13 protein-coding genes are annotated in these 15,840 nt (G+C 58.9%); 12 read left to right on the top strand and 1 reads right to left on the bottom strand.

Annotated elements, in window-relative coordinates; translation table 11 throughout:
• Positions 1–23: 23 nt before the first annotated feature.
• The 7 genes from KW848_RS00740 (at position 24) to KW848_RS00710 (ending at position 7,655) form a co-directional block, all read left to right on the top strand.
• Complete coding sequence (locus KW848_RS00740; RefSeq protein WP_033053302.1) at positions 24–1,382, top strand: glutamine synthetase family protein; 1,359 nt, start codon at positions 24–26, stop codon at positions 1,380–1,382.
• Between the two features lie 171 nt (positions 1,383–1,553).
• A complete protein-coding gene (locus KW848_RS00735; RefSeq protein WP_218534716.1) occupies positions 1,554–2,642 on the top strand; it encodes a polyamine ABC transporter substrate-binding protein in 1,089 nt (362 codons plus the stop codon).
• The gene (locus tag KW848_RS00730; protein WP_218534715.1) at positions 2,639–3,940 is read left to right on the top strand and encodes an FAD-binding oxidoreductase; all 1,302 of its coding nucleotides are present in this window, start codon (positions 2,639–2,641) and stop codon (positions 3,938–3,940) included. Before KW848_RS00735 ends, KW848_RS00730 begins: the two co-directional genes overlap by 4 nt.
• 251 nt (positions 3,941–4,191) lie before the next feature.
• On the top strand, positions 4,192–4,788 hold the full coding sequence (locus KW848_RS00725) for a paraquat-inducible protein A (RefSeq protein ID WP_192409386.1): 597 nt from the start codon (positions 4,192–4,194) through the stop codon (positions 4,786–4,788).
• The gene (locus KW848_RS00720; protein WP_192409387.1) at positions 4,785–5,441 is read left to right on the top strand and encodes a paraquat-inducible protein A; all 657 of its coding nucleotides are present in this window, start codon (positions 4,785–4,787) and stop codon (positions 5,439–5,441) included. Before KW848_RS00725 ends, KW848_RS00720 begins: the two co-directional genes overlap by 4 nt.
• Positions 5,422–7,077, top strand: coding sequence for an intermembrane transport protein PqiB (locus KW848_RS00715; RefSeq protein WP_218534714.1), 1,656 nt, complete (start codon positions 5,422–5,424; stop codon positions 7,075–7,077). Before KW848_RS00720 ends, KW848_RS00715 begins: the two co-directional genes overlap by 20 nt.
• A 17-nt stretch (positions 7,078–7,094) precedes the next feature.
• Complete coding sequence (locus KW848_RS00710) at positions 7,095–7,655, top strand: membrane integrity-associated transporter subunit PqiC (protein ID WP_218534713.1); 561 nt, start codon at positions 7,095–7,097, stop codon at positions 7,653–7,655.
• Here the strand turns inward: KW848_RS00710 and KW848_RS00705 are convergent.
• A complete protein-coding gene (locus KW848_RS00705) occupies positions 7,618–8,934 on the bottom strand; it encodes a HAMP domain-containing sensor histidine kinase (RefSeq protein ID WP_218534712.1) in 1,317 nt (438 codons plus the stop codon). The genes KW848_RS00710 and KW848_RS00705 overlap by 38 nt on opposite strands.
• A 291-nt stretch (positions 8,935–9,225) precedes the next feature.
• Between KW848_RS00705 and KW848_RS00700 the strand changes: the two genes are divergently transcribed.
• From KW848_RS00700 to KW848_RS00680, 5 genes are all read left to right on the top strand, one after another.
• Positions 9,226–9,906, top strand: coding sequence for a histidine phosphatase family protein (locus KW848_RS00700; protein WP_375154703.1), 681 nt, complete (start codon positions 9,226–9,228; stop codon positions 9,904–9,906).
• 180 nt (positions 9,907–10,086) lie between these two features.
• The gene (gene arnT, locus KW848_RS00695) at positions 10,087–11,808 is read left to right on the top strand and encodes a lipid IV(A) 4-amino-4-deoxy-L-arabinosyltransferase (RefSeq protein ID WP_218534710.1); all 1,722 of its coding nucleotides are present in this window, start codon (positions 10,087–10,089) and stop codon (positions 11,806–11,808) included.
• A gap of 340 nt (positions 11,809–12,148) precedes the next feature.
• Positions 12,149–13,162 carry an iron ABC transporter substrate-binding protein gene (locus KW848_RS00690; RefSeq protein WP_218534709.1) on the top strand — a complete coding sequence of 338 codons (1,014 nt, stop codon included), beginning with the start codon at positions 12,149–12,151 and terminating at the stop codon, positions 13,160–13,162.
• A gap of 3 nt (positions 13,163–13,165) precedes the next feature.
• Positions 13,166–14,764, top strand: a complete 1,599-nt coding sequence (locus KW848_RS00685) for an iron ABC transporter permease (protein ID WP_218534708.1) — start codon at positions 13,166–13,168, stop codon at positions 14,762–14,764.
• Positions 14,761–15,831, top strand: coding sequence for an ABC transporter ATP-binding protein (locus KW848_RS00680; protein WP_218534707.1), 1,071 nt, complete (start codon positions 14,761–14,763; stop codon positions 15,829–15,831). The genes KW848_RS00685 and KW848_RS00680 overlap by 4 nt, the downstream gene beginning before the upstream one ends.
• Positions 15,832–15,840 lie beyond the last annotated feature (9 nt).

The raw sequence follows: 15,840 nt of genomic DNA, 5'->3' as shown, positions 1-15,840 counted from the left end.
ATAAAACCAATAACGAGGTCTTTATGAATGTCCCTTTCGATCAGCTGCTCACGTGGCTGAAAGATCACAAGATTACCGAAGTCGAGTGTGTGGTCAGCGACTTGACCGGCATTGCACGCGGCAAAATTGCACCCACCAACAAGTTCCTGCATGAGCGAGGCATGCGCCTGCCGGAAAGTGTGCTTTTGCAAACGGTAACCGGGGACTTTGTCGACGACGACATCTACTACGACCTGCTCGACCCGGCCGACATCGACATGGTGTGCAAGCCCGTCTCCGACGCGGTGTACGTGATCCCATGGGCCATCGAGCCCACCGCCATCGTGATCCACGACACCTTCGACAAGTTCGGCAACCCGATCGAGCTGTCACCGCGCAACGTGCTGAAAAAAGTCCTGCAGCTGTACACCGACAAAGGCTGGCGGCCGATTGTCGCGCCGGAAATGGAGTTCTACCTGACCCAGCGCTGCGAAGACCCGGACTTGCCGCTCAAGGCACCGCTGGGTCGTTCGGGCCGTGCGGAAAGTGGTCGTCAGTCGTTTTCCATCGACGCCGCCAACGAATTCGATCCGCTGTTTGAAGACGTGTACGACTGGTGTGAACTTCAGGGTCTGGACCTCGATACCCTGATCCACGAAGACGGCCCGGCGCAGATGGAAATCAACTTCCGGCATGGCGACGCACTGGATCTGGCCGACCAGATCACCGTGTTCAAGCGCACCCTGCGTGAAGCGGCGCTCAAGCACAACGTCACCGCGACCTTCATGGCCAAACCGATTGGCGATGAGCCCGGCAGCGCCATGCATATCCACCAAAGCGTGGTGGACATCGCCACCGGCCAGCCGATCTTTGCCGATGCCGACGGGAAAATGAGCGAGCTGTTCCTGCACCACATCGGCGGCCTGCAAAAGTACATCCCCAAAGTGCTGCCGATGTTCGCACCGAACGTCAATTCGTTCCGCCGCTTCCTGCCGGACACGTCGGCACCGGTGAACGTCGAATGGGGCGAAGAAAACCGTACCGTTGGCCTGCGTGTGCCGACCTCCACGCCGGACGCGATGCGCGTGGAAAACCGTTTGCCAGGCGCCGATGCCAACCCTTATCTGGCCATCGCTGCGAGTCTGTTGTGTGGGTATCTGGGGATGGTCGAACGTATCGAACCGAGCGCTGCGGTCCAGGGACGTGCCTATGAGCGCCGCAATCTGCGCCTGCCGATCACCATCGAAGACGCTCTGACGCAGATGGAGGAATGCGACACCGTTTCGCGTTATCTGGGCAGCAAATTCGTCCGTGGTTATGTCGCGGTCAAGCGAGCGGAACACGAGAACTTCAAACGGGTGATCAGCTCGTGGGAGCGCGAGTTCCTGCTGCTCAGCGTCTAGCAAACAAGCGCTCACCTGAGACCGCATTCCCCCTGTGGGAGCGGGCTTGCTCGCGAATAGGCCGGCACATGCAACATCACCGTTGACTGATAGACCGCTTTCGCGAGCAAGCCCGCTCCCACAAGGAAAATGCCAACGCCTGAAAAATCCAACAACTACAAGAGGTGTCGTATGCGTCTATTGAAATCCGTGGTTCCGGTCGCGCTGGCCGTGTTGTTCAGCGCCGTTGCGCAGGCTCAGCCAACGGTCAGCGTCTACAACTGGACCGATTACATCGGCGAGACCACCCTAGCCGATTTCCAGGCGAAAAGCGGGATCAAGGTGATCTACGACGTGTTCGATTCCAACGAAACCCTGGAGGGCAAACTGCTCGCCGGCCGCACCGGGTATGACGTGGTGGTGCCGTCCAACCACTTCCTCGCTCGCCAGGTGAAAGCCGGCGCGTTCCTGAAGCTCGACCGTTCGCAGCTGCCCAACTTCAAGAACCTCGACCCGAAACTGCTGGCGCTGCTGGAGAAAAACGATCCGGGCAACGAACACTCGGTTCCGTACCTGTGGGGCACCAACGGCATCGGCTACAACGTCGACAAGGTCAAGCAAGTGCTGGGCATTGACCGCATCGATTCCTGGGCGGTTTTTTTCGAACCGGAGAATCTGAAGAAACTCAGCCAGTGCGGCGTGTCGATGATGGATTCGGCCGATGAAGTGTTCCCGGCCGTTCTCAATTACATGGGCATGGACCCGCGCAGCGAAAACCCTGAAGACTTCAAGAAAGCTGAAGCCAAGCTGCTGACCATCCGCCCTTACATCACCTATTTCCACTCCTCCAAGTACGTTTCGGACCTGGCCAACGGCGACATCTGCGTGGCGTTCGGTTACTCGGGTGACGTGTTCCAGGCCGCGAACCGGGCCAAGGAAGCCAAGAACGGCGTGAATATCGCCTACGCGATTCCCAAGGAAGGCAGCAACTTGTGGTTCGACCTGTTGGCGGTTCCCGCAGACGCCAGCAACCAGAAAGAGGCGCATGCTTTCATCAATTACCTGCTCGATCCGCACGTGATTGCCAAGGTCAGTGCGTCGGTCGGTTACGCCAACCCGAACCCGGCGTCCAAGCAAGACATGGACCCTGAACTGGTCAACAACCCTGAGGTTTATCCGCCTCAGGCAGTCCTCGACAAGCTCTACATTTCCACCACCCCGCCCCAGGCAATCATGCGTTTGATGACCCGTTCCTGGAGCAAAGTGAAGTCCAACCAATGAACCAGTACAGCAACGAACATGCTCGTTCCTATTACGCGGCGTCAGCCAATGGAACGGCACCCTACCCTACACTGGCCGAGGACCTTGAAGCCGATGTCTGTGTGATCGGCGGCGGCTTTACCGGCGTTAACACCGCGATAGAACTGGCGCAACGCGGGCTCTCGGTGATTCTGCTGGAGGGCCGACGGATCGGCTGGGGTGCCAGCGGGCGCAACGGCGGGCAGTTGATTCGCGGCATCGGCCATGACGTCAGCGGTTTCGCCCGTCATGTCGGTGAAGAAGGCGTGCGCTACCTTGAGCGTGCGGGCGTCGAGTCGGTAGCACTTGTGGGCAACCGCATTCGTGAACACGGGATTGATTGCGACCTGCGCTGGGGGTTCTGTGAACTGGCCAATACTAAAGCGCAGTTCGCGGCGTTCAAGGCTGAGCAGCAAGGCCTTGCCGAATCGGGTTACGCCCACGAAACCCGACTCGTCGGGCCGGAGCAAATCCGTCAGCAGGTGGTGAACTCCGACGTGTATGCCGGTGGTCTCATCGACATGGGCTCGGGGCACTTGCAGCCGCTCAATCTGGTCCTTGGCGAAGCGCTATTGGCGCAATCCTTAGGGGTGCAGATCTTCGAGCAGAGCCCCGTGCTGGAGTTGATCCATGGCAGCACCGTGCAGGTTCGCTGTGCCGGCGGCACGGTGCGCGCCGGCAGTCTGGTGCTGGCGTGCAACGCTCACCTGGAAGAGCTCGAACCGAAACTGAGCGGAAAAGTCCTTCCGGCGGGCAGCTACATCATCGCCACCGAGCCGTTGACGCCCGAACAGGCAGCGCAATTGATCCCGCTGAACCTGGCGCTCTGCGATCAGAAAGTCGGCCTGGATTACTACCGGCTCTCGGCGGACCGACGCTTGCTGTTCGGCGGCGCCTGTCATTATTCCGGGCGTGATCCGGCGGACATCGAAGCTTACATGCGCCCGCACATGCTCAAGGTCTTCCCGCAACTGGCCAACGTGCGCATCGACTATCAATGGGGCGGCAAGATTGGCATCAGCGCCAATCGCTTCCCTCAGGTCGGGCGCTTGAACCAGCATCCGAACGTGTTCTACGCCCAGGGTTACTCCGGTCATGGCCTGAACGTGACCCACTGGTGCGCCAAGCTGTTGGGTGAAGCGATCCACGTCGGGCACAGTCAGGGCTTTGACGTGTTCAGCGCCGTGCCGCACATGACCTTTCCCGGTGGGCCGATGCTGCGCTCTCCACTGCTGGCCCTCGGCATGTTCTGGTATCGATTGCGCGAACTGCTGGGGTGATCAGTAAGACGTTAGTAGCCTGACAATCCGCCTTCGCGAGCAAGCCCGCTCCCACACTGGATCTGCGTCGCTCACAAATGATGTGGCTACTGAAGATCAAATGTGGGAGCGGCGGTGCGACGATTCGACTTGCTCGCGAAGAACGATAACGCGGTCAAGCAGTTGTTTGAGCCTTTAGATTTGCTCAATCGCTAGGCGCTTCTATATTGAGGGAGTGCTCTGACTTCCCTGCGTCCTGGCGAGTGCAGCCTATGGCTACGACTGACCCACTGATCATCTGCGAGCACTGCGACTGCGTGTATCAAAAAGTCACGCTCGCCAAACATCAAAAAACCCTCTGTACACGCTGTGGCGGTGTGCTTCAGCGCTATAACGGCCTGACGGTGGAACAACGTCTGGCGTTGACCTTCACCGCGTTGATGCTGTGGATTTTCGCCAACTTCTATCCCGTCATGAGCATCAGCCTCAAAGGCCTTAAAAACAGCGCAACGCTCTGGGATTCGGTGCTGGCCCTGAGTCTGGGGCCGATCACTTTCATCGCCATGGTGGCGGCGATCTCGATGATTATCGCGCCGATTTTCCAGCTGTTGCTGCTTATCTGGGTCCTGAGCTTCGCCCTCGCCCACCAGCGCTCGCCCGGTTTCAGGTTCTGCATGCGCTGGCTGGAAACCCTCAGGCCCTGGAGCATGCTGGAGGTCTGTCTGCTGGGGGCGATGGTCGCGGTCATCAAACTCGCCGGATTGCTAGATGTACTGCCTGGCATCGGCCTGTTTGCACTGGCCATTCTCAGTCTGATGATGATCCGCATCGCCGGGCGCGACATCCGTGATCTATGGGACATCTTATGAACAGGCCTCCGGTGGCGAGTGAACTCAACCTGTGCCTGTGTCATAGCTGCGGCCTGGCCTGTGACATGACCGATGAACCTCACGAATGCACACGGTGCGGCGCGCCGCTGCATCGGCGCAAAACCAACTCACTGGCCCGGACCTGGGCCTACATGTTCACTGCCCTGGCGTTTTACGTCCCGGCCAATCTGCTGCCAGTGATGAACACCAAGATGGTCGGCAACGGCGCCGATAGCACGATCATGAGCGGTGTAATTGAGTTCTGGCAGCACGGCGCCTGGGACATTGCCCTGATTATTTTCATCGCCAGCATCGCGGTGCCGGGCATCAAGTTCGTCGCCCTGACGCTGTTACTGGTGACCGTTCAGCGCGACAGCCAATGGGCGAGCAAGCAGCGGTCAACGCTGTACCGTTTCGTCGAGCTCATCGGTTACTGGTCGATGCTCGATGTAATCGTGGTCGCCCTGGTGGCCTCACTGGTGAAGTTTCAAGCCCTGGCCGATATCGAACCGCGCCCGGGCATTCTGTTTTTTGGCCTGGTGGTGGTCTTCACCATGCTGTCGGCAATGAGTTTCGACCCACGCCTGATCTGGGATAAAGAAGAGCGGGATAACCCAAACGAGGAGGTCATGGATGAAGTCGCAAATCACTGACGGGCCGCAAGCCCCCGGTCAGGCCCCGGTCAAGACCCGCCGCTTCAGCGTTTCACTGGTGTGGATCGTGCCGATTGTCGCGGTGCTGGTGGGGATTTCCCTGGTCGTGCACACCATGCTGCAGGAAGGTCCGACCATTACCGTCACGTTCAAGACCGGTAGCGGTCTGACGGCCAACAAAACCGAAGTCAAATACCGCAACGTGGTGATCGGCCATGTTTCGGACGTGGAGCTGAGCAACGATCAGAAGAGCGTCGACGCCACCATCAAACTGTCCAAGCAGGCGGAAAGTTTCACCCGCGAAGATTCGCAATTCTGGGTCGTGCGTCCGCGTATTGGCGCCGGCGGGGTATCGGGTATCGATACCCTGCTGTCCGGGGACTACATTGGCGCCGACATCGGCCAGGCCCACGCTCGTGCAAAAAACTTTATCGGCCTGGAAAACCCGCCACCGATTACCTATGGCGAGCCGGGCAAGCGCTTCACCCTGAACACCCAGGACCTCGGTTCGCTGGATATCGGCTCTCCGGTTTACTACCGCAAGATTCCGGTGGGGCAAGTGGTGGCCTATGCCCTGGACGCCGACGGCAAAGGGGTCAACATCGAAGTGTTCATCCACTCGCCCAACGATGCCTACGTCACTGAAAATACCCGGTTCTGGAACGCCAGCGGAATCGACGTGAACGTCGACGCCAACGGCTTTTCGCTGAAAACCGAGTCGCTGTCATCGATCCTGGTGGGCGGCATCGCCTTCCGCGCTCCGGATTACAGCCCCAATGATCAACCGGCTAAAGAGGACAAAGCCTTCGACCTGTTCGAAGACCAGTTAACTGCCCTCGCCCCGCCCAGCGGCAAGGGGCAATTCCTGGCCTTGCGTTTCGATCAAGCCTTGCGCGGGCTCAAGGTCGGTGCGCCGGTTGAGTTCCTTGGCATCGAGTTCGGCAGAGTCGTGGCGGTCAATCTGGATTTCGACGCGAAAAAACGCAGCTTCCCCGTCAACGTCGGCATCATGATCTACCCGCAACGTCTCGGCCAGGCTCACACCAAAATGCTCAAGGCCTTGAATCATGACCCCAACGACGAAGCCGCTGGCGTCCAGCTGATGGGCAGCTTTATCGAAAATGGTCTGCGGGCCCAGGCTCGGAGCGGCAATCTATTGACCGGCCAGCTTTACATTGCACTCGACTTCTACCCCAAAGCGGAGAAAGTCGTGTTCGATCCAACCGCTCGTCCAGTCTCTATCCCGACCATTCCTGGCAGCCTCGAACAATTGCAGGAAAAACTGGAGGGCATGATCAACAAGATCAACCAACTGCCGATCGAACGCATTGCCGGCAACCTGGACAGCAACCTCGTCGAACTGCGCAAAAGCCTGGCGCAATTCAACGCCAAGACCCTGCCCGGCGTGCAGACCACCCTGGCGGATGTCAGCAAGACGCTGCAATCGGCCAGTTCGACCTTGGCCGAAGACTCGCCGCAACGCGAACAATTAGGTCAGACCCTCGACGAGCTCGGGCGTATGTCGCGCTCCTTGCGTGAACTCTCGGATTACCTGGGACGGCATCCGGAATCGCTGATTCGCGGCCGCCCCGACAATGCCGCGCCGATGGACCTGCAGGGGCCACCACGCAAATGACCACAGGAGCATCACCCATGGCTTTTTCGTTAAAGATCACCTTGGTCAGCGCATTGTTTTTGCTCACGGCTTGCCGCAGTGAGCCGATTCAATTCCACACCCTGACCCCGGCCCAACCGAGCAGCAATTCAAGGACCAGCACTGCGGATATCCAGATCGAGGGCCTCAGCGTCCCGCCGCAGGTCGACCGTCCGCAGATCGTTATTCGCCAAGGCAACAGCGGCCTGGCGATCCTCGAAACCCAATGGTGGGGGGCGAGCCTGTCGGATGAATTGCGCACTGCCCTGGTCGATCAACTGGTCAACAGCAATCCCCAGCGCAGGGTGTCGGTGCGGCTGGACGTGCAACGCTTTGATTCGATCCCCGGCCAATACGCGCTGATTGACGTCAAATGGCGCCTGCGCAATCTCGGCGAAAGCGATAACACGCTGATCACTTGCCGCAGCACGCTGCAGACACCATCAGGGCCTTCCATCGATGAACTGGTGAGCGCCCAACAGAACAACGTCAAACGCCTGGCCGCGTTGATCAATCAGGCCGCTACCGGTACATCAAGAGGTTGTCCGGCGGCGCAGTAAGCGCCGACCTCCCACCCGTCAAGTCAACCGTGAAGCAACATCCGTTTGGCTGGCGGCTGGTGAGTTCCACTCGCCAATTCTGATGGGTGCAAATACGCTGGATCAACGAAAGGCCCAGGCCCAGCCCTTCGCCACGTTGCTCATCACCGCGCACAAACGGTTGAAACATTGCATGACGTTTTTCTTCCGCAATGCCTATGCCACTGTCTTCGACACTGAAACCGTGCTCGCGCAACGTCAGCCGAATGAAGCCCCGATCGGTGTAGTGCCAGGCATTACGCAACAAGTTGCCCATGACCGACTGCAGGAACGTCAGGTTATGGCGTTCCGTTGAAACGTGTTCGACGACGTAAATAAACTCGATGTCCTTTTCCCTGATCAGCGGTCTCCAGACATCCACCAGCGCGTCGGCGATGTCCTTCAGGGTGGCACTCACACCTGAACCGGAATCCTCCCGCGCGCGCGCCAACATCAAAAACGTCTCGACCAATTGGCGCATTTCATGACTGGCACGGGCGATTCGCTGAACCTGCGCCGTGGAACGGTGGTCCAGCGAGGGATTGCCGAGTAGCAGTTCACAGGAGCTGGCCAGCACCATCAAAGGCGTGCGCAGTTCGTGACTGACATCGCTGGTAAAGAGTTTTTCCCGTCCCAGTGCAGCGCGCAAACGGCCCAGCGTCTGATCGAAGGAAAGCGCCAGTTCACCCACTTCGTCCTTTGCATAATCGGGATGTAGCGGTGGTGCCAGCTCCAGCAGTTGATCGCGATGCCGCACCTGACGCGCCAGACGAATCACAGGTGCGAGGACGCGTCGGGCCAGCAACCGGCCCATCAAAATCGCCAGCAAGACACTCAAGAAAACCCCGACAACCACTACCAGGAACAGCACATGTTCCCGTCGTTCGAGGCTTCGTTCGTCGCGCAACAAAACGTATTTTCGATCACCCACCAGGTTCACCATGGCGTAGTACTTCGAACCACCGTAGAGAATCTCCTGAAACCCCGGGGGCAGCGCCTCCAGCACCGAGTTCAGGGCCATGGGGGCCTTGGCTCCCTGGGCGAAAAACAGTTCATCTTTTTCGGGTTGATGGAGCCAGTTATCGGGGTTGTCCATCAACAGCAGGCGGTGCAGCCCTCCTCCCAGGGTCGCGGCCGAGAGCTTTCGTTCCACCACATGGACAGTCGCCACAATGCCAAACGCAAAAATCCCCGCGACCAGCGCGCTCATCAGGGTGAATACGATGACAATCCGTTTCGTCAGACTTTGCTTTAAATCCATTCTGTTGTCGGGCTCCATTGTCGGGGTCTATTGCCGCAGAACCGGGGCTAAAACCAACGTCAGTCCACAGGCAAGGTACATAAGAGAAACGTTTGCAACAATGCACTAATAATTAACCGCGCAACCCTCTCGCAAAACTTTCACATTTCTTTCACTTCTCAGGCACCTGACACCTTTTAGTTTGTCGTCGATAGCGTCTTGACAACCAAATAGCCAATCAGCTTCAACATCCGATTGGAAGAAGCGCATTGAAAGTTGATGTTTATCGCGTACTCAGGGGTAAAAACATACGTGCCTAATTTACTATCGCGCAAGTTTCCGCATAAACCAACGTGGCTATCGCGGCTGTTCGGGCTCACGGGGTTGATCGTGGTGTTGGTCACCCTTGCCGGGGTAACCGGTTTTGCCTTGTGGCCAAGATCTCCGGCCAACGTGGTCACTGCCGGATCCGCAACTAAAGCGGACCTGCTCCAGCGCTGGCAAGCCGGTGAGGTCATCGCGCTGGTGCGTCATACCGAGCGATGCGACCGATCCACCAACCCATGCCTGGGTCCGGCTGACGGCATCACCCAAGCCGGCAGCGTTGCGGCCGCGGCGGTGGGCCAGGGTTTCCTGCGCCTGGGGCTGGCGCAGACCGATGTCCTGAGTAGTCCGGTTACCCGTACAGTGCAAACTTCACACTATATGCTCGGCAAAGACGCGATGACTCAGGACTGGCTGGCAACCTGCGGCAAGACCCTGCGTAACGATGTGGTGGCGCGCAAGGTGGCCCATCGCAATCTGGTGTTGGTCACTCACAGCGGTTGTATTCACGAATTTGAAGCGCAGACCGGTTTCAAACACGTGAAGAAAAGTGAATATGGCAGTTCGTTGTTCGTGAGCATTAGTGCGGATGGAAAACTTCAGGTGCTCGGGATCGTCAATGCCAATGACTGGGATTCGCTGTTGAGCGAAAAACAGGTGAGCCAATAATCCTGCGGGCGCAGTCGAATACAGTGTTTGAGAACAAATCCCTTTAACTTAAAAAATTCAAAACCCATTGAGCCAACTTCCAAGTTCAGGTCGCGGTTGCGTCATGACATTGAAGAAGTTGCGCTCTTGTTGCTTCGTGCCACGCGCCTGTTCATTTACAAACTTTACCAAGGTTTAGTCATGACACCCGATAACCTGCTTCCCCGTTCTGCTGGCCATTTGTCCCGAGCAGACGCCTCAGCCCGGTCGATCGCCGAGCGCTGGATGGTTCCGGGATTGCTGCTGGCCTTCCTGGTCTTTTATCTCCTGCCGCTGGTGACCCATGGCTTATGGACGCCTGATGAAACCCGTTATGCTCAGATCAGTCAGGAAATGCTGTTGAGCGGTAACTGGGTCGCTCCGCATTTCATGGGGATTCGGTATTTCGAGAAGCCGATTGCCGGTTACTGGATGATCGCCATCGGTCAGGCTGTATTTGGCGACACCTTGTTTGGGGTGCGTATCGCCTCGGCATTGAGCACCGGGCTGAGTATCTGGCTAACCTACCTGATTGCCCGTCGCCTCTGGAACGACCCGCGCAAAAGCTTCGCCTGCGCACTGTTGTACATGAGCTTCGGGTTGATCGCCGGTCAGGCCGGATACGCCAACCTCGATCCGCAATTCACGTTATGGGTCAACCTGAGTCTGGTTGCGCTGTGGTTTGCCATCGATAGCCAGGTTTCACGCGCTCGACTCGGCGCTTGGGCAGTGTTGGGCGTTGCCTGCGGTATGGGTTTCATGACCAAGGGTTTTCTTGCCTGGTTGTTGCCCGTGTTGATCGCCCTGCCCTGGATGCTCTGGCAACGACGCTTGGGTGAGTTGTTACGTTACGGGCCGTTGGCGGTCGTCGTGGCCGCTGTGGTCTGCCTGCCGTGGGTACTCGCGATCCACCATCAGGAACCAGACTTCTGGCGGTTTTTCTTCTGGAACGAACACATTCGCCGTTTTGCTGCCGATGATGCGCAGCACGCTCGTCCCTGGTGGTTCTACGTGCCGCTAATGGTCGTGTCGAGTCTGCCTTGGGCAGCCTTGCTGCCAGCGACATTCGTCCAGGCCTGGCAGCACAAACGCCAGCCGGCGATCTGCTTTCTATTGCTCTGGCTGCTATTGCCACTGGGGTTCTTCAGCCTGAGCAGCGGCAAGCTGCCGACCTATATCATGCCGTGCCTTTTACCCCTGGCGTTGCTGATGGGCCATGCTCTGACCGAGTTGCTGAATAAGGCACGCGGCCGGGCGATTCGTATCAACGGTGTGATCAATGTCGTCATTGCGACCACAGCCCTGATCGTTCTGCTTTATTTGCAGGCCACCAAAGAGCTCTACGAAAACACGGAAATGTTCAGCCTGTCGCTGGTGTTTTTCGTGCTGCTTGGCTGGATCATCGCTAACGCGTTGCAAGTCTTGCGTCCTTTGATGTTCTGGGCCATGCCGGCCCTGGGCATCTGGCTGCTGGTCGCCTTGCTGCCGGCGGCGATGCCCGGCCAGATCGTCGATAGCAAGATGCCCGATCAGTTCATTGCCGAGCATCTGGATGCCTTGAGCCAGACGACCTCGCTGCTCAGTAATGATTTGGGTGCTGCAGCGGCCTTGTCGTGGCGCCTGAAGCGGCCGCAGATCGCACTTTACAACACCGTCGGCGAGCTGAAGTACGGCCTCAACGATCCTGCGATGGAATCGAGAAAAGTGACCATGGACAATGTCGCCCAGTGGATGACCGAGGCCCGCAAAAAAGGCGCGGTCGGCGTGGTGATGCGAGTCAACAGTGTCCAGGAAGAGCAAGAAGTCGAGCTGTTGCCCATCGACGGCAAGCGTTATGAGCGCGGTGACCTGGAAATTCTGATTTTTCCTCAGCGCCAACCCTGACAAGGACGGAGCTCGAAAAAAGAGAGGCCTGAGGGGCCACAGGGGCCTCTCTATTCAATCGGGTTCAATGATCTGTCAGTAGATACACATTGTCGAAACACTCGGTGACCATGCACAGCGCTCCAGGCAACGGCTCGCGAGTGACTGTCTCAGTCCCCGAGCCCAGACGCCAAATGACAGGAATTAACGATTAAATTGACGTTTTTTTCTCATTTCAGGCACTACATTCGCCGCGTCTCAAACATGCAAATGATTCCTATTGATCTACACTCATCGACGACGTACCTCGTCGATGCTGTCGAATCTGTGCGCACGATTAAAAAACAGGAGCTGCCGACGCATGAATGCCCATTTCCCTTCTTTCCTGAAAACCGCACTGCTGGCCACCGCTCTGCTGAGCGCCGGCCATGTGTATGCCGCGGATGCCGATGGCATCGTGGTCTACAACGCGCAGCACGAAAGCCTGACCAAATCCTGGATCGAGGGCTTTACCAAGGAAACCGGGATCAAGGTCACCGTTCGCAATGGTGACGACACCGAGATGGGCAATCAGATCGTGCAGGAAGGCGCGGCCTCCCCGGCCGATGTGTTCCTGACCGAAAACTCCCCGGCCATGGTGCTGGTCGACAACGCGGGGCTGTTTGCGCCGGTTGCGCCGGCCACCCTGGAACAGGTCGGCAATGCTTACCGCCCGGCCCATGGCAAATGGGTGGGGATTGCTGCGCGCTCCACGGTGTTTGTCTATAACCCGAGCAAACTGCCCGAAGCCGAGCTGCCCAAGTCGCTGATGGACCTCGCCGGCCCGAACTGGAAAGGTCGCTGGGGCGCTTCGCCGGCCGGTGCCGACTTCCAGGCCATCGTCGCCGCCGTGCTGGAACTCAAAGGCGAAGCCGCCACCCTGGAATGGCTGAAAGGGATGAAAACCAACTACACGGCCTATCGTGGCAACAGCGCCGTGCTCAAAGCCGTCAACGCCGGGCAGATCGACAGCGGCGTTATTTACCACTATTACAGCTTCGGTGACCAGGCCAAGACCGGCGAAAACAGCAACAACACCGCCCTGCACTACTTCAAGCACAAGGATCCGGGCGCGTTTGTCAGTGTCTCCGGTGGCGGCGTGCTGGCGTCCAGCAAACACAAGGAACAAGCCCAGGCGTTCCTCAAGTGGATCACTGGCAAGGATGGCCAGGCCATCCTCAAAACCGGTAAATCGTTCGAATACGCCGTGGGCAAGAACGCTGAATCCAATCCAAAACTGGTGCCTTTGCAGCAACTCGACGCGCCGACAGTCGATGCTTCAAAACTCGACAGTAAAAAAGCCGTGGAGCTAATGACTCAGGCGGGACTGCTCTAATTGATGCCTGAAACCTTGCCAGCGGGTGTCGCCGAGGCGATACCCGCGAATTTGCGACGACGATCCCGCGGCCTCTTCGCGGGACGTGGTGGCGCGTGGGTGATCAGTTTGTCGGTGCTGGTTTCGCTGCTGTCGCTGCTGCCGATTGCCTTCGTCATCGGCGTATCGTTTCAGACAGGCTGGGCGACCCTTGTGCCGCTGGTGTTCCGGCCGCGGGTCGCTGAATTATTGATCAACACCGTTTTACTGGTGGTGATCACGATTCCATTGTGCGTCACGTTAGGCCTGTGTCTGGCCTGGCTGACAGAGCGCACCAACCTGCCTGGTCGGCGCTGGTGGTCGTTGTTGGCGACCGCGCCGCTGGCGGTGCCGGCGTTCGTCCACAGCTATGCGTGGGTCAGTCTGGTCCCGCCGATTCACGGTCTGTTTGCCGGGGTGCTGGTCTCGGTCATCGCCTACTTCCCGTTCCTGTACTTGCCGATTGCTGCGACCCTGCGCAGGCTCGATCCGGCCATCGAAGACGTTGCCGAATCGCTGGGGCTCAAGCCTTGGGCGATATTTTTCCGCGTGGTGCTGCCGCAATTGCGCCTGGCCATCTGCGGCGGCGCGTTACTGGTGGGCCTGCACCTGCTGGCCGAATATGGCCTGTACGCGATGATCCGTTTCGACACCTTCACCACGGCCATCTTCGATCAGTTCAAATCCACCTTCAACGGCCCCGCCGCCCATATGCTGGCCAGCGTACTCGCCCTGTGTTGCCTGGTGATGCTGACCGCAGAATCGGCCGCTCGCGGCACGGCGCGTTACGCCCGGGTCGGCTCGGGAAGCGCTCGCGAACAGCGGGTGGTGCGCCTGAAACCCGCAACCACCTTCCTCGCCCTGACCGTACAGATTGCGACCTGCGCGCTGGCACTGGGCGTGCCACTCGTGACCTTAGGTAACTGGCTGATCGCCGGCGGTGCGCAGGTCTGGCAGATGGACGAACTTCTGCCGGCGCTGGAGCAGACGCTGCTGCTCGGCGTTGCGGGTGCCGCCTTGACCACCTGCGCTGCCATTCCGATTGCCTGGCTGTCGATTCGCTCTCCGGGCCGGTTGCAACGTGTCCTGGAAAGTTGCAACTACATCACCAGTTCGTTGCCCGGGATCGTCGTGGCGCTGGCATTAGTCACCGTCACCATCCATTTCGCCCGGCCGATTTACCAGACGACTGTGACGGTGTTGCTGGCGTACCTGCTGATGTTTTTGCCCCGCGCCCTGGTGAGTTTGCGCGCCGGCATCGCACAGGCGCCGGTGGAGCTGGAAAACATGGCCCGCAGCCTCGGCCGCTCCCCTGCCCGGGCATTGTGGCTGATCACCTTGCGTCTGGCCGCGCCTGGCGCTGCCGCAGGCGCCGCGCTGGTGTTTCTGGCGATCACCAATGAGTTGACCGCCACCTTGCTGCTCGCCCCCAACGGCACACGCACCCTGGCCACCGGGTTCTGGGCCATGACCAGCGAAATCGACTACGCCGCCGCTGCGCCCTACGCCTTGCTGATGATCCTGCTGTCGCTTCCGTTAACCGGACTTCTTTATCACCAATCCAAACGAACGGCTGGCCGATGAACGCTCTTGAACTCCATTCCATTTCCAAGGCCTACGGCGCCCATCAAGCGCTGGAGAACATCAACCTGTCGGTGCCAACAGGCAGCCGAACGGTCATCGTCGGCCCGTCCGGCTCAGGAAAAACCACGCTGTTGCGGATGATCGCCGGCTTCGAATTCCCGGACACGGGCCGTCTTTCACTCAATGGCCAAACGCTCGTCGATGAGACGCACGAGGTTCCGGCGCATCAGCGCCTGATTGGCTATGTTCCCCAGGACGGCGCCCTGTTCCCGCACATGACCGTGGCCGCGAACATCGGTTTCGGGCTTTCGATCAAGGGCAGTGCAAAACAGGAGCGAGTCGCAGAGTTGATGGACAGCGTGGCGCTGGATGCGAACATGGCCAACCGTTGGCCTCATGAACTCTCCGGCGGCCAGCAACAACGTGTGGCGCTGGCGCGGGCGTTGGCGCAACAGCCACGATTGATGCTGCTGGACGAGCCGTTTTCGGCCCTCGACACCGGGCTTCGAGGCGCCATGCGCAAAATGGTCGCACGGCTGCTGAGCGACGCCGGCGTGACCACCATTCTGGTCACCCATGACCAGAGTGAAGCCTTGTCGTTTGCCGATCAGCTGGCGGTGATGCGCGGCGGCAGGCTGGTGCAGTCGGGGCATCCGCTGGACCTTTACCGTTACCCCGAGGATGAACAAACCGCGCTGTTTCTGGGGGATGCCATCGTCATGCCCGCCAGAATCGAAGCCGGCTGGGCCCATTGCGATCTCGGTCGGATACCGGTGAACAACCACCGGGCCAACAAATCGGCGCAGATCATGCTGCGTCCCGAACAACTGCAACTGGTCAGCATTCAGCCCAGCCCGACCAAGGCTGCGGGGTGTCGCGCCGTCGTGACCGAGCGGGATTTCAGTGGCAATTCCTGCACCTTGACGGTGGAACTGGAGGCTTTGGCGTCCGGGCAACAGCCTGGTCGATCATTGATGGTGCGCAGTTCGGGCCTGTATGCACCACCCGCCGGCAGCGAGGTTCACGTCACGACAATCGGCCATGCCCACGTACTGAGCGAATCGTGAACCCCACCC

Source organism: Pseudomonas sp. PDM25 (assembly GCF_019219045.1).
Lineage (GTDB): Bacteria > Pseudomonadota > Gammaproteobacteria > Pseudomonadales > Pseudomonadaceae > Aquipseudomonas.
This window is presented reverse-complemented; position numbering and strand designations above follow the sequence as displayed.